This window comes from Aeromonas sp. QDB23, assembly GCF_027707745.1.
Lineage (GTDB): Bacteria > Pseudomonadota > Gammaproteobacteria > Enterobacterales > Aeromonadaceae > Aeromonas > Aeromonas allosaccharophila.
Map to the genome: position 1 here is coordinate 26,306 of NZ_JAPCJA010000031.1, position 23,017 is coordinate 49,322.

Annotated in this window: 24 protein-coding genes, 1 pseudogene and 1 riboswitch; of the genes and pseudogenes, 11 read left to right on the forward strand and 14 right to left on the reverse strand. The window is 58.7% G+C overall.

Annotated elements, in window-relative coordinates; translation table 11 throughout:
* Positions 1 to 28: 28 nt before the first annotated feature.
* The 4 genes from PG888_RS23235 to PG888_RS13925 all read right to left on the reverse strand — a co-directional run bounded on the left by PG888_RS23235 (position 29) and on the right by PG888_RS13925 (position 3,141).
* Positions 29 to 1,336 (reverse strand): methyl-accepting chemotaxis protein, encoded by a 1,308-nt coding sequence (locus PG888_RS23235; RefSeq protein WP_442866076.1) that lies wholly within the window; start codon positions 1,334 to 1,336, stop codon positions 29 to 31.
* A 27-nt stretch (positions 1,337 to 1,363) separates the two neighbouring features.
* Positions 1,364 to 1,507 (reverse strand): hypothetical protein, encoded by a 144-nt coding sequence (locus PG888_RS13915; RefSeq protein WP_270693601.1) that lies wholly within the window; start codon positions 1,505 to 1,507, stop codon positions 1,364 to 1,366.
* An 11-nt stretch (positions 1,508 to 1,518) separates the two neighbouring features.
* A complete protein-coding gene (locus PG888_RS13920) occupies positions 1,519 to 2,043 on the reverse strand; it encodes a PAS domain-containing protein (protein ID WP_270693603.1) in 525 nt (174 codons plus the stop codon).
* Between the two features lie 306 nt (positions 2,044 to 2,349).
* Complete coding sequence (locus PG888_RS13925) at positions 2,350 to 3,141, reverse strand: alpha/beta fold hydrolase (protein ID WP_075113036.1); 792 nt, start codon at positions 3,139 to 3,141, stop codon at positions 2,350 to 2,352.
* 118 nt (positions 3,142 to 3,259) lie between these two features.
* Between PG888_RS13925 and PG888_RS13930 the strand changes: the two genes are divergently transcribed.
* From PG888_RS13930 to PG888_RS13940, 3 genes are read left to right on the forward strand one after another with little or no spacing between them, the layout of a single operon-like run.
* A complete protein-coding gene (locus tag PG888_RS13930) occupies positions 3,260 to 3,643 on the forward strand; it encodes an MmcQ/YjbR family DNA-binding protein (protein ID WP_270693605.1) in 384 nt (127 codons plus the stop codon).
* The gene (locus tag PG888_RS13935) at positions 3,640 to 4,116 is read left to right on the forward strand and encodes a GNAT family N-acetyltransferase (RefSeq protein ID WP_182937666.1); all 477 of its coding nucleotides are present in this window, start codon (positions 3,640 to 3,642) and stop codon (positions 4,114 to 4,116) included. Before PG888_RS13930 ends, PG888_RS13935 begins: the two co-directional genes overlap by 4 nt.
* Positions 4,117 to 4,173: 57 nt before the next feature.
* Positions 4,174 to 4,509, forward strand: a complete 336-nt coding sequence (locus PG888_RS13940; RefSeq protein WP_042063403.1) for a DUF3802 family protein — start codon at positions 4,174 to 4,176, stop codon at positions 4,507 to 4,509.
* A gap of 262 nt (positions 4,510 to 4,771) precedes the next feature.
* On the opposite strand, the gene msrA is transcribed toward PG888_RS13940, so the two are convergent.
* The gene (gene msrA / locus PG888_RS13945) at positions 4,772 to 5,404 is read right to left on the reverse strand and encodes a peptide-methionine (S)-S-oxide reductase MsrA (protein WP_182937667.1); all 633 of its coding nucleotides are present in this window, start codon (positions 5,402 to 5,404) and stop codon (positions 4,772 to 4,774) included.
* Between the two features lie 269 nt (positions 5,405 to 5,673).
* Between msrA and argA the strand changes: the two genes are divergently transcribed.
* The 4 genes and pseudogenes from argA to PG888_RS13965 form a co-directional block, all read left to right on the forward strand.
* Complete coding sequence (gene argA, locus PG888_RS13950; RefSeq protein WP_042657634.1) at positions 5,674 to 7,002, forward strand: amino-acid N-acetyltransferase; 1,329 nt, start codon at positions 5,674 to 5,676, stop codon at positions 7,000 to 7,002.
* Positions 7,003 to 7,109: 107 nt separating this feature from the next.
* Positions 7,110 to 7,333: riboswitch (Lysine riboswitch) on the forward strand.
* A 90-nt stretch (positions 7,334 to 7,423) separates the two neighbouring features.
* The gene (gene lysC / locus PG888_RS13955) at positions 7,424 to 8,776 is read left to right on the forward strand and encodes a lysine-sensitive aspartokinase 3 (RefSeq protein ID WP_182937668.1); all 1,353 of its coding nucleotides are present in this window, start codon (positions 7,424 to 7,426) and stop codon (positions 8,774 to 8,776) included.
* 132 nt (positions 8,777 to 8,908) lie between these two features.
* Complete coding sequence (locus PG888_RS13960; RefSeq protein ID WP_267967743.1) at positions 8,909 to 9,031, forward strand: hypothetical protein; 123 nt, start codon at positions 8,909 to 8,911, stop codon at positions 9,029 to 9,031.
* A pseudogene (locus tag PG888_RS13965) lies at positions 9,010 to 9,740 on the forward strand (transposase); the annotation flags it as partial. The gene PG888_RS13960 and the pseudogene PG888_RS13965, both read left to right, overlap by 22 nt.
* 83 nt (positions 9,741 to 9,823) lie before the next feature.
* Here the strand turns inward: PG888_RS13965 and PG888_RS13970 are convergent.
* The 5 genes from PG888_RS13970 to PG888_RS13990 form a co-directional block, all read right to left on the reverse strand.
* Complete coding sequence (locus tag PG888_RS13970) at positions 9,824 to 10,378, reverse strand: VOC family protein (protein WP_182937669.1); 555 nt, start codon at positions 10,376 to 10,378, stop codon at positions 9,824 to 9,826.
* Entirely contained in the window at positions 10,372 to 11,136 is a 765-nt protein-coding gene (locus PG888_RS13975) for a hypothetical protein (protein WP_058051754.1), read from the reverse strand. Before PG888_RS13975 ends, PG888_RS13970 begins: the two co-directional genes overlap by 7 nt.
* A 191-nt stretch (positions 11,137 to 11,327) precedes the next feature.
* Positions 11,328 to 12,053 (reverse strand): oxygen-insensitive NADPH nitroreductase, encoded by a 726-nt coding sequence (gene nfsA / locus PG888_RS13980; RefSeq protein ID WP_182937670.1) that lies wholly within the window; start codon positions 12,051 to 12,053, stop codon positions 11,328 to 11,330.
* Between the two features lie 71 nt (positions 12,054 to 12,124).
* A complete protein-coding gene (locus PG888_RS13985) occupies positions 12,125 to 13,690 on the reverse strand; it encodes an AbgT family transporter (protein ID WP_182937671.1) in 1,566 nt (521 codons plus the stop codon).
* Between the two features lie 143 nt (positions 13,691 to 13,833).
* Entirely contained in the window at positions 13,834 to 15,786 is a 1,953-nt protein-coding gene (locus tag PG888_RS13990; protein WP_075112858.1) for a putative bifunctional diguanylate cyclase/phosphodiesterase, read from the reverse strand.
* Positions 15,787 to 16,632: 846 nt separating this feature from the next.
* Between PG888_RS13990 and PG888_RS13995 the strand changes: the two genes are divergently transcribed.
* From PG888_RS13995 to PG888_RS14005, 3 genes are read left to right on the forward strand one after another with little or no spacing between them, the layout of a single operon-like run.
* Positions 16,633 to 17,571 carry a LysR family transcriptional regulator gene (locus PG888_RS13995; protein WP_075112857.1) on the forward strand — a complete coding sequence of 313 codons (939 nt, stop codon included), beginning with the start codon at positions 16,633 to 16,635 and terminating at the stop codon, positions 17,569 to 17,571.
* Positions 17,572 to 17,625: 54 nt separating this feature from the next.
* Positions 17,626 to 18,648 (forward strand): response regulator, encoded by a 1,023-nt coding sequence (locus PG888_RS14000; RefSeq protein WP_058051749.1) that lies wholly within the window; start codon positions 17,626 to 17,628, stop codon positions 18,646 to 18,648.
* Between the two features lie 8 nt (positions 18,649 to 18,656).
* Positions 18,657 to 19,088 carry a PAS domain-containing protein gene (locus PG888_RS14005; RefSeq protein WP_162626913.1) on the forward strand — a complete coding sequence of 144 codons (432 nt, stop codon included), beginning with the start codon at positions 18,657 to 18,659 and terminating at the stop codon, positions 19,086 to 19,088.
* A gap of 90 nt (positions 19,089 to 19,178) precedes the next feature.
* On the opposite strand, the gene ltaE is transcribed toward PG888_RS14005, so the two are convergent.
* From ltaE to PG888_RS14020, 3 genes are all read right to left on the reverse strand, one after another.
* The gene (gene ltaE / locus PG888_RS14010) at positions 19,179 to 20,198 is read right to left on the reverse strand and encodes a low-specificity L-threonine aldolase (protein WP_182937672.1); all 1,020 of its coding nucleotides are present in this window, start codon (positions 20,196 to 20,198) and stop codon (positions 19,179 to 19,181) included.
* Between the two features lie 112 nt (positions 20,199 to 20,310).
* On the reverse strand, positions 20,311 to 21,012 hold the full coding sequence (locus PG888_RS14015) for an SDR family oxidoreductase (RefSeq protein ID WP_182937673.1): 702 nt from the start codon (positions 21,010 to 21,012) through the stop codon (positions 20,311 to 20,313).
* 87 nt (positions 21,013 to 21,099) lie between these two features.
* Entirely contained in the window at positions 21,100 to 21,507 is a 408-nt protein-coding gene (locus tag PG888_RS14020) for a helix-turn-helix domain-containing protein (RefSeq protein ID WP_033137628.1), read from the reverse strand.
* A gap of 137 nt (positions 21,508 to 21,644) precedes the next feature.
* Between PG888_RS14020 and PG888_RS14025 the strand changes: the two genes are divergently transcribed.
* The gene (locus PG888_RS14025) at positions 21,645 to 22,544 is read left to right on the forward strand and encodes an aldo/keto reductase (protein WP_182937674.1); all 900 of its coding nucleotides are present in this window, start codon (positions 21,645 to 21,647) and stop codon (positions 22,542 to 22,544) included.
* 70 nt (positions 22,545 to 22,614) lie between these two features.
* Here the strand turns inward: PG888_RS14025 and PG888_RS14030 are convergent, their stop codons facing one another.
* Positions 22,615 to 22,896 (reverse strand): RNA recognition motif domain-containing protein, encoded by a 282-nt coding sequence (locus tag PG888_RS14030; protein ID WP_005337180.1) that lies wholly within the window; start codon positions 22,894 to 22,896, stop codon positions 22,615 to 22,617.
* Positions 22,897 to 23,017: the final 121 nt, after the last annotated feature.

A 23,017-nucleotide genomic window follows, 5' to 3' on the forward strand; every position in this document is an offset into this window, starting at 1 on the left:
GCACCCGTCATTTTTCGCCAAACGGCGGTCAGGTAACACTCTGCTCTTGCACCATACGGTTGAGCAGTTCCATCACCTGCTTGCTCGCGTTCTCGGCACTTTCCATCTCGATCAGAATGGTATGAAGCAACTGGTCATCATGGAGCCAATCACCCCGCGCAGCCACCAGCGCCTTGTTGACTGCGCCATGGACCTGTTGATGTGGTATTTCGAGCTGTTTGAAGCTTGCCAGGGAGCCAAACAGGGCGGCGCCATCCCCCTCGTAATACCAACGGCCAAGGCGGCAATCGGTGTGGCTCACAGCTGAGCCATCAGCACCACGAGCCTCCAGCCCCCGATAGCCGCGCTGCATAAAGATGATGTGATCTAGCTTGAGCAACGAGGCAAAGGCCAAGCCTCTGGCATAGTGCAGATGGCCAATATTGGATTTAGCCCCCTCGGCTACGGCCTCGAAGCTATGCCGAAATCCATCCACGTTGTCACTGATCCGCTGGCTGCGATCCCCCAGCGAGAGCACACTGGAGACGATCTCCTCAATACTGGCTGTCAGCCCCTTGACCACCTCACGGATCTCGTTAGTTGACTGGCGGGTACGTTCAGCCAGCGCCCGCACCTCGTCGGCAACGACGGCAAAGCCACGGCCAACCTCGCCAGCGCGCGCAGCCTCGATAGCCGCATTGAGGGCCAGCAAGTTGGTCTGCGCGGTTATCTCGTTAATCAAATTGACCGTCTCGGTAATCCGGGCACTATCCCCCGCCAGGGTAGTGGCTACCCGTCCGGTATCCTGCATCTCGCGGTTGATGCCTATCAGCTCCTGACTAAGCTCCTCGACCACAGTCATGCTGTGTAGCGAAGCATCCAGCCCCTGCTGGGCAGTACCTAGCACTTCTTCAACCTTGTTGCTGAGGGTCAGCAGATCTTCCTGATTGCCCGCCAGATTGTGCCGCAGGTTATGGTTGTTGGTCTGATGCAACTTGTTGAGCAGATCCCCCTGACGGGATAGCTCGGTCGCCTCCTGCATTGCACGCAGAGAGAGGTTGATATTGTCTGCCGTTTTGGAGAACTCCCCCGGCAATCCCTGCTTGAAAGCGTGGCGATAGTAACGTCCCTGACCCGCATGCTCGAAGCAAGAGACCATGTCCTTGATATTGGCCTCGACGATGTCGAGAAAGCCGTTGAGGTTCCAGGCTATCTTGCCGAGCTCGCCAAGCCCCTTGGTTCGCGTGACCCGTACATGGGTCTCACCAGCAGCGGCCTTCACCAGCACGTCATTGATCTGATCCATAACGGCCACCAGTCGCCGCTGTTCACGCAATGCCAGCACGATAAACAGCAAGGCCAGCGCCGGAATGCCCAGGTTAAACTAGGTCATCCCTACCGTGCTGATGGAGAAGATGGCCAGCGCAATAACAGAGAGACCGAATACCGTACAGATGAGCAAAAACTTCTGGCTGATAAAGAGGTGCTTTTTGCTGGCACTACTGGTTTTGGAGAGAACGGTAGACATGGGATGACTCCTTAATCCTGTTGCACCAGATTGAGCACAAACCGCTCGTAATCAGTCCCCTGAGTGGCCAGATGCTGCTCCAGCCAGTCCCAGGATTGCTTGGGCACATCACCGACCATGCCCCGCTCTAACTCACGCATCTTCTGGTAAACAGGCTCTATCGCGGCAATGGACTGACGTGACGGACAACGACGCACCGAGAAGTAACCGATCGCCTTGCCATCACGAAAATCGGGCCTGACATTCGCCAACACCCAGTAATAATCGCCATTGGCAGTCATGTTTTTGACGAGGCCAAAAAATTCCCGATTCTCCTTGAGAAAATGCCAGAGGCCCCAGAAGACACCACGGGGCATATCAGGATGGCGCACGATATTGTGCGGAGCACCCAGCAAGGTCTCTTCTGAAAAATCGCACAGCCGCATGAAGATCTTATTGGAGTAGGTGATCCGCCCTGCCAGATCGGTCTTGGAGACAATCAACTCATCCTGATGGAAAGTGACTTCTCGTTGGGTAGGGGTAATAGTCTGGCGCATCGTTGATATCCCATCCTTAGGTCATTGATAAACAATCTATATCTCAACAAGGTAGCAATACAATATGAAGGAAATGGTTAATTGCTTCACACTCTGCCGGAAAAAATGGCACAACAAATCGATGTCCTGCTATCTCCATATGGCTATCGGCAACCGGGCAAACAAGATGAGCTACGTTATCGGGAATATGACCGATTACGGGGTGTAAAAAGGATGGCAAAAGAGCACCACAGGACAGAGCTGTCCGGTAGCGTGAGGAGAGAACAGACTTGATACACGAACCGATCAAACAGCTCGTGGTGAAGATCAGCCGTGACGGCGGGACAGGGAGTGAATAAACGCCAGCGTACGGCGATTAAACTGCTCCGGCTGCTCCACATTGCAGACATGGCCACACTGTTCGATCACCGCCAGCGAGGAGCTCGCATCGCGGGCCACCTGTTCGCGCACCGGTGCCAGAAACATATGATCCTCCTCCCCCATCACATAGAGGGTGGGAATGGGCAGGGAGCGTTCGCGAAAATAACGCATCAGCGGGTTGACCTCGGTGGCGAGGCGGAACCAGCGTTTGAACTCTTTCTGGCAGAGTTTGCGGGCCTCGCGCACAAAGAGGTTGCGCGACTCCTGATGGTGCTGGCGCGGCATGATGATGAAGGCAAACAGCCGGTAGAGCCACATATAGGGCAGGATATGCTGGCCGAGTCGGCCAAGCTGCACCAGCACCCGCGAGCGGATATCGAGCCGCAAAATGGCGCCCCCCAGTACCATGCTTTTGACCCGCTCCGGGCAGAGCTCGGCCAGATGACGAATAAGGATGGTGCCAAGGGAGATGCCGACAAAGTGGGCGCGGCGGATATTGAGATGATCGAGCAGCCGAACGATATCTTCGGTCACTTCCCGAAAGCTGTAGTGGCCCTTGACCACCTGTTGCAGCTGGTGGGACTGGCCGTGGCCGCGCAAGTCCAGCAGCAGCACGTTGAAGTGTTCGCGATAGGCGCGCAGCTGCTTGAACCAGATGGAGGAGCTGCCACCGGCACCGTGGACAAACACCACCCAATCCCGCTCGGGACCCAGCTCAAAGGTCTTGTGATACAACATCCAATAGGCTCCCTTGGTGATGGGGGGTATACTCGGCTGCGCGCATATTAACAGAACAGACCCGCCGATAGATATGCGCCTGACATGACCCGGATCACCCCTTCTGCGAGAACTCTCCATGGATTTGACCCGTTTGCGCCACTTTCTGCTGACCCTGCCGGGCGCCACCGAAGATACCCCGTTTGGCCCGGAGATCCTGGCCTACCGCATCGCGGGCAAGATGTTCGCGCTGGTGGATTGGCAGGCCGACCCGCTCACCATCAACCTCAAGTGCGAGCCCGAGCTGGCGTTGCTGCTGCGCGAGATCCACCCCGAGGTCAAACCGGGCTGGCATATGAACAAGCAGCACTGGAACACGGTGACGTTAACCGATGCGCTGCCGGACGATCTGTGGCAAGGCTGGGTGCACCACTCCTATGAACGGGTTGTCGCGGGTCTGCCCAAAGCCAAACGGCCACAGGCACCGCGCCCCCTCCACCCCACTGACGACCAGACCTTATGACCCCGGAATTACGTATTGTCCCCCTTAGCGAGGCACATATCCCCGCCCTCGTGAGCCTGTTTGAGCAGGCGGTGCGACGCAGCGGCCCCGAGCACTACAGCGCCGAGCAGGTGGAGCAGTGGGCTCTCGGTTCACAACATCCCGGCTTTGTCAGCCAGTTGCGCGAACACCACGGCTGGGTGGCGGAGCAGGCAAATGTGCCCCTCGGTTTTGTCACTCTGAGTGCTGATGGCCACCTCAGTCTGCTCTATGTGAGCGCCGACCATCAGCGCCAGGGACTGGGCAATCTGCTGCTCACCACGGCACTGGCGGGGGCTCGGGCGCTCGGTCTGAAGCACATCACCACCGAGGCCAGCGCCTTCAGTTATGAGCTATTTTTACGACATGGCTTTACGTTGACCGGGCTGGAGTGCGTGGAGCGGGGCGGAGTCAGTTTTACGCGCCATCGCCTGCACTGCTGCTTGCCAAGCTAGGGCAAGCCACTAAAATACGCTTAATTTTCGTATTGTTACTGTATTGAGGCAGCAACCATGGTGGTAGAAAGTGAAGGCTATATCTCGCTGATCGAGTATCTGGTGGAGAGTTTGGGATTGTTTGAATCCCAACAGCAGAGCAACGGTGAAGAGACCATCGAAGATCTGGTCAGTGGCCGTGTTGCCAGCAACCTGATGGCTATTTGCGAGCAAAACCCCCAGCTCGATGCCAAGGTGCGTTTTGCCATTATGCAGGAGGCCGATGCCGTGGTCGCCGATCTGGAAGAGGTGCTCTCCGCCGTCTGGCTGCGCGCCCCGACCCCGGAACAAAAAGCCTTCCTCATCGAGTTTATTGACCTGATCAAGAACCTGTTCGACAGCGCGATCGGCTGATCTGCCGCTTGGTTCTCTCGCCCAACGCAAGGTTTTCAAAACACGCAGACAGGAAAAGGGCCGCCTTGGTGGGCAGCCCTGCTTGCTATCATTTTCAATCCACCCAAGCGTTCATTCATTGGGTGGTTTTCAAGGCAAGAAATGTGTCTGGACTTTGCATCCGATCCCTGGACGCTACCTAGTTAGTCCTGCCAGGTAGCAATAAGTTCCCGCCAGACCTCATTTATTTTCACTTTTTTTAAGAAAACCCCTACAAACCTGTTCAGCGGTTCAGACTCGGCGGCAAACAGACTCCAATGCCCCCCAATCCGCAGTAGCCATCCGGATTTTTCTCCAGATATTGCTGATGGTAATCCTCGGCGTAATAGAAAGGCGCCAGCGGCAGAATGCGGGTAGTGATAGCACGGCTGTCGCCGCTCGCCGCCATCGCCTGCTGATAGGCCGCCATGCTCTGCTGGGCAATGATCTGCTGGCTCTCGTCGCCATAGAAGATCACCGAGCGGTACTGGGTGCCCACATCGCCCCCCTGCCGCATCCCCTGCGCCGGATCGTGCTGCTCCCAGAACAGTCTGAGCAGATCGCCGTAGCTGATCACCGCCGGATCAAACACCACCTGCACCGTCTCGGCATGGCCGGTCAGGCCGCTGCACACCTCTTTGTAGGTGGGATTCTGGGTCACGCCGCCCTGATAACCGGCCGCGGTGGAGTAGACCCCCGGCTGCAGCCAAAAGAGGCGCTCCACGCCCCAGAAACAGCCCATGCCAAACCAGGCCACCGCCATCCCTTCTGGCCAGGGGCCCCGGGTCGGGTTGCCGTTCACCGCATGCTGCTGACCAATCACCATCGCTTCGCGTCGTCCCGGCAGGGCATCTGCCGGTGAAATAATCTGTTCCATGAATTCTGTCCTTGTATAAAACCCTGTGAAATCACACAGCTGACGAAAAGGAGCATCGAAGATAGCAGTTTATCGCGCCGGATCAACCGGCGGGCCCCTTCCCGCTCGCCCCGTCATACCATCTAAGCCTCCCGCCCCCCTTCCCCGATCCGCACGGCCAAGCCGTCTCTGGTAGACCAGAAACAGTCAAAATCAATATTTAGTCTTGATTTGTGAATTAATTTTCATATATTGAGCCAATCGCTGTTTTTTTATGGAAGAAATATCAAGTGCGTGAACGCGAACCCAGTCTGGTCAATGCCTTTCGGCAATCCACCCCCTATGTCAATGTGCATCGGGGTGCCACCTTTGTGCTGATGATGGGGGGAGAAGCCATCTGCCACCCCAACTTCGCCAATATCGTCAGCGATATCGCCCTGCTGCAGACACTGGGCATACGCCTGGTGCTGGTGTTTGGTTCACGTCCGCAAAATGATGAGGCACTGGCCCGCGCCGGTATCGAGGCCCAGTATCACAAGCGGATCCGGGTCACCGATGACGAGAGTTTCACCATCATCAAACAGGTGTGTGGTGGCCTGCAATACGACATCACCGCCCAGCTCTCCATGGGGCTCGCCAATACCCCCATGCAGGGGGCGCGGATCAGCGTGGTGAGCGGCAACTTTGTCACCGCCCAGCCGCTGGGGGTGGATGATGGCATCGACTTTTGCCACAGCGGCCGGGTGCGCCGCATCGACGTGGAGGGGATCACCCGCCAGCTCGATCAGAAGAGTCTGGTGCTCATCTCCCCCATCGGCTGTTCGGTCACCGGCGAGAGCTTTAACCTGAGCTCGGAAGAGGTGGCCCGCCGGGTGGCGGTCGATCTCAAGGCGGACAAGCTCATCTGCTTTAGCAGCACCCAGGGAGTCATGGACAGGCGCGGCGAAGCCATCTCCGAGCTCTTCCCCGAGCAGGCCGAAGAGCTGCTGGTGGAACTGGAGCAGGCGGGAGAAGAGATGTCCGGCACCGCCCGCTACCTGCGCGCGGCCATTGCCTCCTGCCGTGGCGGCGTGCCCCGCTCCCATCTGGTGAGCTATCAGGATGATGGCGCCATGTTGCAGGAGCTGTTCAGCCGCGATGGCCTCGGCACCCAGATCGTGCGGGAAAGTGCCGAGCAGGCCCGCGCCGCCACCATCGAGGATATCGGCGGCATTCTCGATCTCATCCGCCCGCTGGAGGAGGAAGGCATTCTGGTGCGCCGCTCCCGCGAGCAGCTGGAGATGGAGATCGACAAGTTCACCATCATCGATCGCGATGGCCTGATCATCGGCTGCGCTGCCCTCTACTGCTTTATGGAAGAGGCGATGGCGGAGATGGCCTGCGTCGCCATCCACCCCGACTATCGCAACTCCAACCGCGGGGATCAGCTAGTGGCCAAGGTGGCCGAGCGGGCCAAGCGGCTCGGCATCCGTCGCCTGTTCGTGCTCACCACCCGCTCCATCCACTGGTTCCGGGAGCGGGGCTTCGATCCGCTGGAAGTGGAAGATCTGCCGGTGGCGCGTCAGCGTCTCTACAACTGGCAGCGCCGCTCCAAGGTTTTGTCAAAGACCATTGCCTAAGCCATTGATTCTGCGTTGAGTTAGCCGACAATTTGAACTTTTTCACAAACTCGATTGACAGTACAATCCAACGCAGGGTATTTCTAAATGCACTCCACCGCCCTGGTGGAGCCAGAAGAGGAGCGCTGCCCAGGCAGCCCAAGGGAGGACGCCAGCGTCCGGTGAACTTGGGTCAGGGGGAGCAGCGCCGAGACGAGTGAGGAGACTGGTGACCTCAACGTCGGCTGCGGGGGCTGAATCCCCCGGGTTGTCATCGGTAGTGATCATCCCCCACCGCGCCCTGTCAGGGGCGGTACGGGATGGGCTCTGCAGGTGGAGTGCTTCTGGCCGGGATAGCTTCGTTCATTCCTGCCATTTTCAGCCTCCTCCTCTCTTTTTTGCCCGATGGAACCGGAATCTTAAATTAAGACAGGAGTAAGCAATGAGCCCGATCAATGTCGCCAAGTTTGGCGGAACCAGTGTCGCCAACTTCCCGGCCATGAACCACTGCGCCGACATCGTGCTGGCCAATCCCGCCACCCGGGTAGTGGTGCTAAGCGCCAGCGCCGGTGTCACCAACCTGCTGGTCGCCCTGGCACAAGGGGAGCTGGACGAAGCGGGCCGCGACGAGCAGCTGGCCAAACTGGCCGGGATCCAGCAAGCCATTCTGGCCGATCTCGGCAACCCCGTTGATATGAGCGCCCTCATTCATGGTCAGCTGGACGAGATCCGCCTCATGGCCCAGCAAGCCCACCAGCATACCGATGCGGAGCTGGCCGATCGCCTCATCGCCTGCGGCGAGCTGATGTCTACCCGCCTCTTTACCGAACTGCTGCGCCAGCGCGGCGTCAAGGCCCACTGGCAGGATGTGCGCCAGCTGATGCGCACCGACAGCCGCTTTGGCAAGGCCACCGTCGATCTGGCTACCACCCGCACTCTCTGTCAGCAGACGCTGGGCCCGCAGCTGGGTGACAGCCTCGTCATCACCCAGGGCTTTATCGGTGCCGATGGCGATGGTCGCACCACCACGCTTGGGCGCGGCGGCTCTGACTACAGCGCAGCTCTGCTCGCCGAAGCACTCGATGCCGCCAGTATCGAGATCTGGACCGATGTGCCCGGCATCTACACCACGGATCCGCGTCTCGTCACCCGCGCCCGCCCCATTCCCGAGATCAGCTTTGTCGAGGCGGCCGAGATGGCTACCTTCGGCGCCAAGGTGCTGCACCCCGCCACCCTGCAACCGGCGGTGCGCCAGAATATTCCGGTGTTTGTCGGCTCCGCCAAGGATCCCGCCGCCGGTGGTACCTGGATCCGCGCCAGCACAGATTCAAGCCCGCTGTTTCGCGCCGTCGCCCTGCGCCGCCAGCAGGTGCTGGTGACCCTGCACAGCCTCAACATGTTCCACGCCTACGGCTTTCTGGCGGAAGTGTTCGGCATTCTGGCCCGTCACCGCATCTCGGTGGATCTCATCACCACCTCGGAGGTGAGCGTGTCGCTGACGCTGGATCACACCGGCAGCCAGAGCAACGGCGAGCCGATCCTGAGCGACAAGGTGCTGGCCGAGCTGGGGCAACTCTGCAAGGTGGAGGTGGAAACCGGTCTGGCACTGGTGGCGCTCATCGGCAACCGGATGAGCGAAGTGAACGGGGTGGGTAGTCAGGTCTTTGACGCCCTGCGCGAGCACAACATCCGGATGATCTGCTACGGCGCCAGCGCCCACAACCTCTGCTTCCTGGTCAAGGAGAGCGAGGCGGGCAATATCATCAATCGCCTCCATCAGGAGTTGCTGGACTGACCCTCACCGCGATGCGGTTCCTACCATGCAACAGGGCGCCGACAAGGTTAATGCCGATCAGTCAAGGATCCATTGACCGATCCTCCTGATGTGTAAAAATCCGAAACCTGTTGATTTTGTTTCGGATTTTTTATGCGTATCGACCAGGATCTCGACTTCCTCAACGCCAACAATGCCGCCCAGTTTGAGTCACTCTCTGACCTCATTCCATCCGAGCTAATCATGACTCTGTTCGGCGAACAGACCACTCGTTGACCCTGTTCGACAAGGGGGGTCTATTCGCTTAGCCCGTTCCATACCTGTACCTGTCAAACCACCGGCTGCGAGCGGCACTGGCTCTTACCGCCCAAAAAGGGCGTGCACGCCAGCTGGGGCGTCATGATGTGCTGGTGCATCTGACGACCAGTCCACAGGCACGCAAGAAGTGGCCGCAACTGCCGGACACGTTGGAAGCCCGCTTGCTGACCCGCAACATCAACGGCAAGGAGCGCCAAGTGTTGACCTCAATGGTCGACCCGATGCGTTTCCCGGGAGCCGACATCGTCGAGCTCTACAGCCACCGCTGGGAAATCGAGTTGGGCTATCGGGAGATGAAGCACAGCCTGCAGCCGCACCGGCTGACCCTGCGTAGCAAGACGGCGGCGGGGATACGGCAAGAGCTGTGGGGCGGGCTGCTGGCATACAACCTGCTGCGCAGCGATGGTGAAGATGGCGGCGAGTTTGAAGGGATACACGGCGAGCCAGTTGAGTTTTCACATGGCGTCGGTCTATCTCACCCATGAACGGAGCTGCATGCCATACATGTCAGCGAGGACTATCCCGAAGCGAGTAGCTGACCTGGAGAAACAAACGGGGCAGTTTGTGTTACCAGAACGAAAGGTACGACATTACCCTGCGGCGTGAAGGCCAGGCCACAGAGAGATAGTGTGAAAAAATCAATAAAAACAATACCAGTCAGGCTTGATTGGCTGGCATTAGTCACACCGGTGACCTCTTTTGCTGCGCTATTCACGAACCTGTAAGGTGCGCTCGGCATTGTGCGCACAATCAATCCTGCTCGAAATAATCCGCAGGCACCACGACCACAGCGCCGGTCGCCACCTCTTCGGCGATCACCTCTGCCAGCGGGCACAGGTGAAACTTGATCTGACCGGAGGGCAGCATCAGGCCGATATCGGGGTTGCGGGTATCCTGCATATTGCCGGTTTTGAACGGGTGCTCGGGATAGTGCGCCACCAGCTCCTGCAGTGAGGCGACCACCAGTTCGATATGCTCCAGTCCCGCCTGATGGACACGACCCGGCTTCGGCGCCGCCAGTTCGATACAGGGCACCTGCACCTCACCGACCAGCAGCGGCTGATGCAACTGATAAGTGGCGATGGGACGACCGCCGATCATCCCCTCCACCAGCAAGATGCCCGCCTCAGCCAGCACAGCACATCGCGCACGGTACTCCTGCAAGGTTGCCGCCCGATAGCAGAGGTGATCGACCGTTGGCTGGGGAATATTGATGCCAGTGGCGGCCAGTTCGGCCAACAGCTGAGAAACAAATGGGGCCATTGGCCCCAGTGTGGAATCGAGTGGATGAGACATGCTTACCATTTCTTCTTGGGTTGAAACAGGACATCGAGCTCGTCGGCTTCCTTGTCCTTGATGTTTTGCAGATCCTGCGCGCTGTTCTGCTGTTGCAGCTCTTCCAGCTCCTTGAGGCCCTGGCGCATATCCTCTTCACGGGCCAGCAGGTAGGGATCCTTGTCGGCCACACTCGCCATTGCCGACAGGCCCTTGGTATAGAGCTGACGGCAAGTGCCATATTGGCCCTGAATGCGGGCATCCATCGCCCGCTTGACCAGATTGGAGATGTTGATCTTGAGCTGCATCAGCTCGAGGCGGCGCTCTTCCTGGGCGAACCCCTGAGGGTCAATCTTGCCCTTGTTGTGCTCGACACGCAGCACCGCCCGCAGCTTCTTCACCAGTTGCAGCATCTGGATCGCCTGACGGTCGGACTCCGGCGTCTTGAAGTGTCCTTCATCCTGACTGCTGTAATTTTCCTGCACGTTCTTGATCTGGATCTGCACATCGGCGATGCGCTGTTTGATCTGGTTGTTGGGCATCACCTGCACGATGGCGCGATAGGCATCGAGGATCCGGTGCTGCAACAGCAACACCATATTCTTGGAGAAAGGCACCAGATTGACGTTCAGCAGCACCTCTTCGGTCTCGTCGGCCACCGTCTTGTGTCTGGCAATGGCGTGACGCTTTTCCGCTTCCGCCTTCTGCTTATATTGCTGCACCACGTTATAGGCGATAACCAAAAACAGGAGTGCGCCGATAGACAGCAATACCAAAGTTAAAATCATAGGATGTCCAAACCCCTGTTCCTATCCAATTGCGTGATCCTACAACAGCTTACCCACTTAAGGTAGCCTGCAGATCCCCCCTTGCCCACGATTTGTCGCCAAGCTGTGTCCCCGGTCTCAGGGAGAGATTGCAGGATCAGGGGATGATGACCATGACGGTCACCTCCCCATAGTATCGCCCATCAGCGCCATTACTTGAGGTTAAAGCCCCGAGATTGCAGGAAGCCCAACATGAAAGGACGGGACTCCTTGCCCAGAATGGCGCGGATCTGGCCACTCCAGGTCTGCTGCTTGTTGTTGCTGCTACGGGCCTGATAGTAGTCCGCGATCTGCTGATCGTATTGGGCCAGCAGGTCGCGATCCAGCTCGTGCCGGTAGCGCTCCTGATGCACCACCAACCCCCTGGGCAGACGGGGTTTCTGCTCCGGCTGCTGGGCAGGATGGCCGAGACAGAGACCAAACAGCGGGATCACCTGATGGGGCAAGCCGAGCAGCTCGCTCACCTCGGCCGGATGGTTGCGAAGTCCGCCGATATAGACCCCGCCCAACCCCAGCGACTGCGCCGCCAGCAGGGCATTTTGCGCCATCAGGGCGCCGTCGATGGCACCGATCAGCAACTGCTCCGCATAACCGGTCTGGGCCTCGGGCACGATCTGGCTGTGACGATGGTAATCGGCGCAGAACACCAGAAACTCGGCTGCCTGCACCACATAAGGCTGATTGCCCGCCAGCACGGCCAGCTGCTGGCGCGCCTCGGGCTCGCTGACTCGCACAATGCTGGTCACCTGCAAGAAGCTCGAGGTCGAGGCAGACTGGGCGGCGGCGAGAATGGCATCCAGCTGCTGCGGGGCGATCGGCTCGGCAGTGAACTGACGAATGGAGCGATGGGAAAGGATAAGATCGATGGTCTGATTCATGGCACCTCCAAAATGAGGTAACACCATAGCGAAAAAAACGAGGGAGCCCAAGGCTCCCTCGCACACCCGGCTTAAGGGGCCGGATAGACGTAAGGGGCTTGCAACCCGAGCGGGAAACCTAGCGCCCAATAAAGCAGCAGGAAAATGGTCCAGCTCACCAGGAAGGCCAGCGAGTAGGGCAGCATCATGGAGACCAGAGTACCGATCCCGGTGCTCTTCACATACTGCTGGCAATAGACCACCACCAGCGGGAAGAAGACCATCAGCGGGGTGATGATGTTGGAGGCAGAATCCCCGACCCGATAGGCTGCCTGGGTCAGCTCGGGGGAGATCCCCACCGCCATCAGCATGGGCACCAGGATCGGGCTGATCAGCGCCCACTTGGCCGAGGCCGACCCCACCACCAGATTGACGCTGGCGGTGAGCAGGATCATCCCGACGATGGTCACTTCACCGGGCAACGCCAGTGCATGGAGCACTTCGGCGCCGGAGAGGGCCAGCAGGGTGCCCAGGTTGGAGTCGCCAAACGCCTTGATAAAGAGGGCGCAGAAGAAGGCCATCACCATGTAGGAGCCCATCTTGTTCATGGTGGCCGACATGGCGTCGATCACATCCTTGCCACTCTTGAAGCTACCTGCGACAAAGCCGTAGACAATCCCGGGCAGGATAAAGAGCAGGAAGATCAGCGGTACGATGGACTTCATCACCGGCGCGGCGAAGGTGGTCAGGGAACCATCGGCGGCACGCAGCGGCGAATCGCTCGGGGAGAGCGCCAGCGCCAGCAGCACGATAGCTGCCAGCATGGCAAACCCGGCCCAGTTGAAGGCCCGGCTCTCTTGCGCGCTGTAGCGCCCCATCTCGTCGGCACTCTCCAGATCCTCGTTGAGCGCCACGTGCTTGAGGCGCGGCTCCACCACCTTCTCGGTAATAAACCAGCCGACGCAGATGATCAGCAGCGAAGAGGCACCGGTAAAGATGATATTGCAGAGGGTGTTGACCATGTAGTCAGGGTCGAGGATCTGGGCGGCGGACTGGGTAAAGCCCTGCAGCAGTGCATCTCCGCCGGAGGGCAGGAAGTTGGCGGCAAAACCGCCGGAGACGCCGGCAAAGGCGGCGGCGATGCCCGCCAGCGGATGGCGCCCGGCCGCGTGGAAGATGATGCCGCCAATGGGGATCACCAGCACATAACCCGCATCTGCGGCGGTATGGCTGACGATCGCCACCAGGATCAACATGGGGGTGAGAAAACGGGCGGGAGTCACTTTCAGCAACTTTTTCAGACCGGTATTGATAAAACCGGACTGCTCGGCCACCCCGACCCCGAGCATGGCCACCAGCACGATCCCCAGCGGGGCAAAGCCGGTGAAGGTAGTCACCATGGTGGAGAGAAACTCGGCCAGACCGGCGCCAGTCAGCAGGTTGTTGACCACCACGGCCTCCCCGGTGCGGGGATTGACCAGATCAAACTGGAATTGTGACAACACCCAGGAGCCGACCCAGACGATCAGCAAGGCGTAGAGAAACAGCATGGCGGGGTCGGGTAATTTGTTCCCGGCTTTCTCGACGCCATTGAGGAAACGGTTCAGCCAGCCCTTGGAAGAGCTGGCCGGACGGTCATTGGCAGCAGCATGACTCATTATTGCGATACTCCTTTCCCTAGAAATGAGCTCGCATGCTAACAATTCCTGCCAATCCGTCTCATGACGGGCCGCAAAAAGATGATTAATATTGATTAAATGTGGCGGAATAAAATCCCAAATTGTGGCCTAACGCACACTTGTTACTCTGCCATTACAGCATTAAGCAGTGGATAACGCCCAACCTGACACTCCACCACAAAGCCGCTCGCCTCGACTTGCGCCACCGTCAGTGGCTTGCTGAACAGATACCCCTGGAACACATGGCACCCCTGGGTCTGCAGAGCTGCCAACTCGTGAGGCTCCTCCACCCCTTCCGCCATAATCCCCAACCCCAAATTGGTGGCCATGGCCGCAGTCGCCCGGATCACCGGCAAGTTGAGACCGACCACGAAGGAGCGATCCAGCTTGATGTTGTTGATCGGCAAGCGGTTGAGGTAGGCCAGTGAGGAGTAACCGGTACCGAAATCGTCGATGGCAATCTTGATCCCCTGCTCGCTCAAATCATCGAGGATGCCGAGGCACCCCTTCATATCGAGCATCAGCACGGTTTCGGTCAGCTCCAGTGTCAACAGGGAGGCATCCACCCCGTGCAGCTCCAGCTGCTGGCGAACTTGCCCGGGCAGCGCCGACGAGAGCTGGAAACCGGAGAGGTTGACGGAAACCGGCACCCGCTGCTGGAAACGCTTCTGCCAGCTTGCCATCTGGGCCAACGCGGTGGAGAGCACCCAACTGCCGATCTCGCGGATCAGCCCCATCTCTTCGGCCAGCGGGATAAACTCCACCGGCGAGACATGGCCCAGCACCGGGTTGTACCAGCGCAGCAGCGCTTCGTAACCGATCAGGCGCTTTTTGGCGGCATCGACCTGTGGCTGGTAACAGAGACTCAGCTCCTGACGACCGATGGCCTTGGCCAGAAACTGCTTGAGGTTGAGCTTGCGCTGCAGGGTCTGCTGCATGCTGGGGGTGAAACGCTGCCAGCGCAGCCGCCCCATCTGCTTGGCCTGATACATCGCCATGTCAGCACGGGTGATCAGGTTGTCCCCGTCATCGGCATCATCGGGATAGATGGCTATGCCGATACTACCGCCAATGGTCACCTCCGGCAGCCCGCTCAACTGCAGGGGCTTGGTCATCTGGGAGAGCATCTGATCGGCCACCTCTTGCGCCCGATCCCCCTGATTGCCCAGCGGCACCAGCGCAGTGAACTCGTCGCCACCGAGGCGAGCCAGCTCCACATCCCGCGGGCAAATCTGCTTGAGGCGACCGGCGACGCGCTCCAGCAGGCGATCTCCCGCCTTGTGGCCGTAGTTGTCGTTAACCAGCTTGAAGTTGTCCAGATCCATGAACACCAGCGCGAAACGCTCACCCAGCCCGCAATAGGCCTCGAGGGATTTCATCAAGCCATAACGGTTGAGCAGGCCGGTCAGGGAGTCGTGCCAGGCGAGGTGGCGATGCTCCAGCTCCTCGAGTTTGCGGTCGGTGATATCGCGCATGGTGAGCAGAATGCGGGCACCCTGCTGGATATAGCGGAACTGATACTGGAACCAGCGCATCCCCTTGAGGGTGCGACACTCTCCCTCGGTCACCACCTCATCGAGCCGGGAGAGCTTCTGGTAAAAACTGTCGTCATTACCGGAGAAGACCTGGGAGAGCCGGGCTACCTGTTGACCGAAACAGATCTCGAAGTGGTAGTTACCGCTCTCGAAATTGCCCTTGCTATCAAACAGGCTGGCCAGGGTATCGCCGCTCGCCAGGGATGACTCCTGATAGAGGGCATCGGAGTCGAGCACCGCTTCGGTCATCATCATCAGACGACCAGCCAGCTGAATGCCGGAGAGGCGCAGATAGATCTGCTTCTTGACCCCCTTCGGGGAGAGGGTCCACCACTCGTTGTAACTGCGCCCCTGCTGAAAATCACCCAGATAGCGCTGCAACAGCAGATCGATGGCGGTCGCCATGTCGGCAGAAAAGTCGCGAGCGCAGAGCTCGTCGAGTGAGGTCGCCTCCCACACCGGGAGCGCGGCGCTGTTTGCCCAGAAAATACGATGATGCTCGATGTCATAGACCCAGATCGGGGTATGCAGAACATCCATCGTCTTCAGTAACCGTTCGTCAAGCGTATTCATCTGGTCAAGGTCATTCATGCGGGATGGTCACTGGTTAAAAACAGATCTAGCAAACCGCTAGATGGAGAATGCAAGGTGCAAACACCTCCCGGCCATCATCTTTTTTAACATGGCCAAGAGCAGACAACACTATTTCAGACATGAGCAACAGGGGGAGCATATCCTGAAATACAGAAACGGACTCAGCCAAACAACCTGTTAATCAGAACAAATCACACTGTCGATTTTTATCTTTTTTCCCCAGTAAAAACAAGTACTAAGAGCTACCCACTCGAGACCTTGAAACACAAATTCATTATTCGCTGCGACAACACAACTATTAACAATTAAATCAACGACAGAAATAGTCGTCATTCATTGCCACAAAGCTTTCATTAATTAACCAAGTGGCTGGGTAAACAGCCAAAAAACCACCAAGATGGACAAAAATAGTGCGTCCGGGAGGAACAGATATATCCAGGATGGATTTTTCCACTGTCTGTGTGCAAAAACCGAATATATGACCTTGGTCACACTCTTCAAAAAGGAGAAACCGCACTGTGAGGCAGATCTGGCTGACTTTTACGCCCCCCTCACCCTCAGATTCGCCCCGTGACCACTGCGTTTGGCCGCCTTGAACGGTGTGGCTGACCGGGACGGGTTGACGCGCGCATGGTGAGGAGCGAAAGCGAGCAGGTAGCAGGAGTGTGAACGAAGAGTCGAAAACTGGTATCAGCAGAAATCGAATCCAGATCAATTAAACGCTGAATTACCCTTGCCAACCCGGAACGCTCTTTTTATGGTTGCCCCCTTGTTACACCCAGAACAGCGTTTATGAAGCACATCGAAGAGTTCTACCTGTTCGTCAAGGTGGTGCAAGAGGGAGGATTCTCCCACGCTGCCGCCGCACTGGGCATGCCAACAGGCACCATCAGTCGACGCATTTCCCAGCTGGAAGAGCAATTGGGTTGCTCCCTGCTACATCGCTCTACCCGCAAGCTGCGCCTTACCGATGAGGGGCTCAGATACTACGAGCGCCTCTGCACGCCGCTCGCCCAAATCGAGCAGGCCACCAGCGAGATCCAGGGTAAAGAGGCCGATATCACCGGGCTTATCCGGGTGGCGGCGCCGATCGCGCTCTCCAACACCATCCTCATCGATATGCTGGCCGAATTCGGACTGCACTATCCCGAGGTGCAGTTCGACATCACCCAGACCAATGATCACCAGCACCTGTTCGACAATGATCGGGATCTGGTCTTTTTCAATGGCGAGCTGCCCCAATCCCTGCCCAATGCGATCTGTCTCGGTCATATCGAATACGGCCTGTTTGCCTCGCCGCTCTATCTGACCAAGAAGGGGACCCCGTCCCACCCCAACCAGCTGGAAGATCACGATCTCATCTACTGCTGGCCGCACCAGCATTGGCAGCTGACCGACAAGGATGGCCAAAGCGTCTGCGTCAAACGCAGCGCCAAGCTGACCGTCAACCAGACCCAGGCCGCGGTGCGCGCAGCCCGGCGCCATCTGGGGATCGTCAACGCCCCCTTGCACTATCTGAACAACTTCCTTCATGACGAGCAGTTGGTGCCGGTATTGACCGACTGGCAAACCGGCAATCGCCCCTTCTACATGTTGTGTTGCCAACACCAGTTTGCGCCGTTGCGTGTTAAGATGTTCGTTGAATTTGTTGAAAAATACTCAGCGCGCTATCGCAACCGGCAATGGGACAACCAATTTTCACAAGGCGACACCCTCACCCATTGCATCTGACCGTTAGCGGGCCACACTTATAGCAACCCTTGCCAACAGAGCCTGCCTAACGCCATGAATGTATTGATATGTGATGACTCCGGGTTCGCCCGCAAACAGCTGGCACGGGCACTCCCGGCCGACTGGAAAGTCGATTTGCACTACGCAGCCAATGGTCTCGAAGGGATCGAACAGGTGCTGATGGGTCATGGCGATCTCATCTTCCTCGATCTGACCATGCCGGAGATGGACGGTTACGGCGTGCTGGAGACCCTCCAGCGGGAGGGGCTGCGTAGCAAGGTATTCGTGGTCTCCGGCGACATCCAGCCGGAAGCCTATCAGCGGGTCATGGGGCTGGGGGCGCTCGATTTCATCAAGAAACCCGCCGCCCCCGATACCCTGCTCGCCCTGCTCAAACAACACGGCTTCTGGAGTGCGACCCCGAGCGGTTTGCCAAGCGCTACCGAGTTGTTGCCCAGCGGCGTGATAGCCGATGCGGGCGTCAAGATCACCCCCGAAATCCGCGATGTCTATCAGGAGCTGGCCAACGTCTCCATGGGGCAGGCGGCCGACTTGCTGGCCCGTCTGCTCAACGCCTTCGTGGTGCTGCCCATCCCCAACGTTAACGTGCTGGAAGTCTCCGAGCTGCACATGGCCCTCTCGGCGGCTGCGGATTCAGATACCCTCTCCGCCGTCTGTCAGGGCTTTATCGGGGCCGGGATCGCCGGCGAAGCGCTGATCCTGTTCCATGACTCCAGCTTCAAAGATTTGGCCAAGCTGATGAACCATCAGGGGACGCTGGATCGCACCGCCGAACTGGAGCTGCTGATGGATACCGCCAATGTGCTGATCGGCGCCTTCCTGCGTGGCTACGCCAACCAGCTCGATACCCCCTTCAGTCAGGGCCACCCGGTGGTGCTCGGCCAGCACAGACCCATCAACGAGCTGATCAACACCAACAAGAGTCGCTGGCGCCGCACACTCGCCATCGAGATCAACTACCGGATCCAGGATTACGCGGTGCAGTGTGATCTGCTGCTGCTGTTTACCGAAGATTCCATCGCCACCATGAACAACAAAATCATGCACATGCTCTAGGAGTGACTATGGAAATCCGTGAATTTCATTGGCTGATGAACATAGTCCAGAACCTGGACGTAGGCTTGGTGGTGCTCGACAAGGAGTACAAGATTCAGGTGTGGAATGGCTTTATGGAGAGCCACAGTGGCCGGCTGGCCGGTGAAGTGCGTGACGGCGTGCTGTTCGAGCTCTTCCCCGATGTGGACAGAGCCTGGTTCGAGCGCAAGGCCAACATGGTCTTCAAGCTCAACAACCGCGCCTTCAGCACCTGGGAGCAGAAGCCCTACCTGCTGCGTTTCTCCAACTACCGCCCCATTACCGGCTCGGCCCCCCACATGTTCCAGAACCTGACGCTGGTGCCACTGGCCGATTTCGGCGGTCAGGTGACCCACATCGCGGTGATGATCTACGATGCCACCGATGAGGCCATGCTGATGAGCGGCCAGCGGCAGGCTTGAGCTTGCTGCAAATAACAGAGGGCGCCGCGGCGCCCTCTGTTATTTCTGTATAAACAGGTCTCGGTATAACCTCTACCTCACCAAACCGCCTCAACGCGCTCCGAGATACTCGGTGAAGGCGTCGATCACCTCTTCAATATCGTCATCGTTGATTTGCAGATGGGTCACCAGCCGCAGCTCGCCGTAACCGGAGAAGAGGATCCCCCGCTCCTTCATAAAAGCGAGCAGAGGGGCTGATTCCCCCTCACTCAGCCGCAGGAACACCATGTTGCTCTGCACCAGCGAGAGGTCGAGCTCGATGCCCGGCAGTGCCGCCAGCCCTTCGGCCAGCCGTTTGGCACGGCGGAGATCATCGGCCAGACGGGTCACATGCTGCTCGAGGGCAAACAGACCGGCTTGCGCCAGAATGCCCGCCTGACGCATGCCGCCCCCCAGCATCTTGCGCAGACGGCGCGCACGGGCAATGAAGTCGTGACTGCCCACCAGCAGCGAACCCACCGGTGCGCCCAGCCCCTTGGAGAGGCAGATCGAGATGCTGTCAAATGGCGCGGCGATCACCGCGGCCGCTGTCTCGCTGGCCACGGCAGCGTTAAAAAGCCGGGCACCATCGAGATGAAGCTTCAAGCCGCGTTCAGCAACGAATGCCCCCATCTCTTGCAGATAGGAGAGCGGCAGCACCTTGCCGTTGTGGGTGTTCTCAAGGCAGATCAGGCGAGTCTGGACGAAGTGGGCATCATCAGGCGCCAGCGCGGCCTTGATATCATCGAAAGCCAGCGTGCCGTCACGCTGCATCGGCAAGGGTTGCAGGGCCACGGAGCCCAGCACGGCACTCCCCTGCGCTTCGTAACGATAGATGTGAGCGGCGGATCCCAGTATGGCCCCCTCACCGCGCTGACAGTGGCTCATCACCGCCAGCAGGTTGGACATGGTGCCGGACGGCACAAACAGTGCCGCCTGTTTGCCCAGCAATCTGGCCCCGTGGGCCTCCAGCGCGTTGACGCCCGGATCTTCACCATAGACATCGTCACCGACTTCGGCGTGGAGCATGGCCTGACGCATGGCATCAGTAGGCTGGGTGACGGTGTCACTTCGTAAATCGATATAGCGCATGAGATCCCTCCTGAAACAGGAGAGTGACGTTAGCCATGCGCCCTTCGCTTGGCAAGGGGCGCATGAGCAGAATGTGAAGCGAATGGGCGTCTGGCGAAGCCGTTAGCGAGATTTACCAGGGCAGCGGCTGACCGTTGAGATCCACTAGCTGGCCCGATTGAGTCAACGATAACCCCTTGATGAGATTGAGTAGTTTCACCGCCACCTCGGCAGGATCCTGCAATTGTTCCGCAGGCAACTCGCTCAGAAAGGGGGTGTTCATCGGGGAGTCCATCAGGCCGGGCGCCACCGCCACCACCCCTGCTTGCGGGAAACGCTGCGCCCACTCGAGGGCTAGGGTTTTCACCCCCATATCGAGGGCCGCCTTGCTCATCCGGTAGCTGTAACGTCCCCCCTCCAGATTGGCGGCGATGGAGCCCGCCAGATCGGAGATGGCGCAGAGCCACAGCGGATGGTCATTGCCCATCAACCGGCTGAAGCGGGCAGCCAGCGCCAGCGTTGGCCAGGCATTGGCCAGCAGGCTGTCGCACAGCCACTTGGGGTGCACCTCTTCAACCCGCCGCTCCGGCATAAAGCTGACATCGTGCAACACGCCGATGGTGTTGATGACCACAGTGGGGAGCGGATCGGTATCGTAGAGGGTAAACAAGGCATCGAACGAGATCGCATCCACCTCTTGCAGCGGGAAGAAGGCCCCCATCTCGATCCCTTTTGGATAGGTGCGCCCGGCCAGCAGGAAGGATTCCCCCCTTGCCATCAGCTCTCTTGCCAGCGCCGAGCCCAGCGCACCGCTTCCGAGGATCAAGTAGCTCATCGCCCATTCCATGGAGAGTTATCTTGCTTAGAGCGTATCAGAATAATCAACCGGCCGTGACACGACCAAAGGGTAATATGCCCCTCATCACGCTTCCCCCAGATGGCGGCCAAACTCCCGCGCCAGCGCCAGATCGAGAAAACCGTCCGCTTTCTTGTGGGTGCGCAAAAACTGGTAGTAGGCGAGCAGGGTGACCAGCGCCTCCTCATCGGGCAGCCCAACCCCGGGTTGCTGCTCGCCCAGCAGTTGCTGCGCCGCCGCCAGCGCCTCCCTGTCCACCACTTCCGCCTGACGGTAGAGATAACCGCAGCCGGTTGCCAGCCACTCCAGCGAGCAGTTGGCCCCCATGGCGATCTGGTTGGCCCGCGCCAGGCCAGGCTCGGCTCCCTTCAAATATTTGCGGATCAGCGCTTCACTGAGCCCCACCTTGCGGGCAAAGGCACTCACGCTCATCTCCCCGATCAGGCTCTGCAAGCGCTCGGCAAATCCTTCCATATAACTCTCTCCGGTCAGAACCAAAGTTCGAATCATGCCACTGCCCATGATTGCTTTGCCAGCCACATGGCGCCAAGATGCCCGCAGTCATCTATGTTGCACATCGTTTTCGCATCGCGTTTTTAAAGGAGTCAACCATGTCTGTATCCCGTGTCACCCTGCATCCGCAAGGCCCCACCTTCTCTCGCCTCATCATGGGTTACTGGCGCCTGATGGAGTGGCAGCTCTCTCCGGCCGCTCTGCTCGATCTGATGAAATATCATCTGGATCTGGGGGTCACCACCATCGATCACGCCGATATCTATGGTGGCTACCAGTGCGAAGAGGCGTTTGGTCACACCCTGCGCCTCGAACCTTCCCTGCGCGAGCGGATGGAGATCGTCAGCAAGTGTGGCATCGCCCTCACCGCCAAACCGGAACATGCCCTCAACCACTACAACACCGGCAAGGGTCATATCATCGCCAGCGCCGAAGCCTCGCTGCGCAAACTCGGCACCGACCATCTGGACCTGCTGCTGATCCACCGACCGGATCCCCTGATGAACGCCGATGAAGTGGCCGACGCCTTTATCACCCTGAAACAGGCGGGCAAGATCAAGCACGCCGGGGTATCCAACTTCACCGCTCGTCAGTTCGAGCTGTTGCAATCGCGCCTTCCCTTCCCGCTGGTCACTAACCAGCTGGAGATCTCGCCGCTTCATCAGGAAGGGACCCTCGATGGTACCCTGGATCAGTGCCAGCAGCTTGGCATCAAGCCGATGGCCTGGTCATGTCTCGGCGGCGGCCGACTGTTCAGCGATGATGCCTATGCCCCGCTGCGCGCAGAGCTGGAGCAGATCCGTCAGGAAGTGGGCGCCCAGACTATCGAGCAGGTGGTCTACGCCTGGGTGATGATGCTGCCAAGCCAGCCGCTGCCATTGATTGGCTCCGGCAAGCGGGAGCGGATTGCTGCCGCCGTGGCCGCCGAATCCATCGCCCTCAATCGCCAGCAGTGGTTCCGCATCCGCAAAGCGGCGCTCGGCTACGACGTCCCCTGATCACAGCAAAACGTCCAGAAACAAAAACGGCATGGGGGAAACCCATGCCGTTTTTCATTGCCGAGGCACCTTAGCGGTGGCGCTGTTGCGGGCGACCACGAGGAGCATCTGTCTTCGGTTTGGCCTGGTTGACGGTGATGGTACGGCCACCGACTTCAGTGCCATGCAGACCGGCGATGGCCTTTTCGGCATCACCATTGACCGGCATTTCAATAAAACCAAACCCCTTTGACTGGCCGGTATCGCGGTCGATGATGATATCAACCTTGTCGACCTGTCCAAACTGGCTGAACAGGGTTTTCAGTTCGTCGGCCGTCATCCGGTACGACAGATTTCCTACGTAAATCTTCATGCCATCCACTCTCGATTCAAGGTGCCTTCTCTATGCAATTCCCGGCATAACGGTAAGGGCACAACCCCTATGCCGGACCTGCCATGGCTTCATGCCGTGGCCTTCTCCACACTGTCGTCAA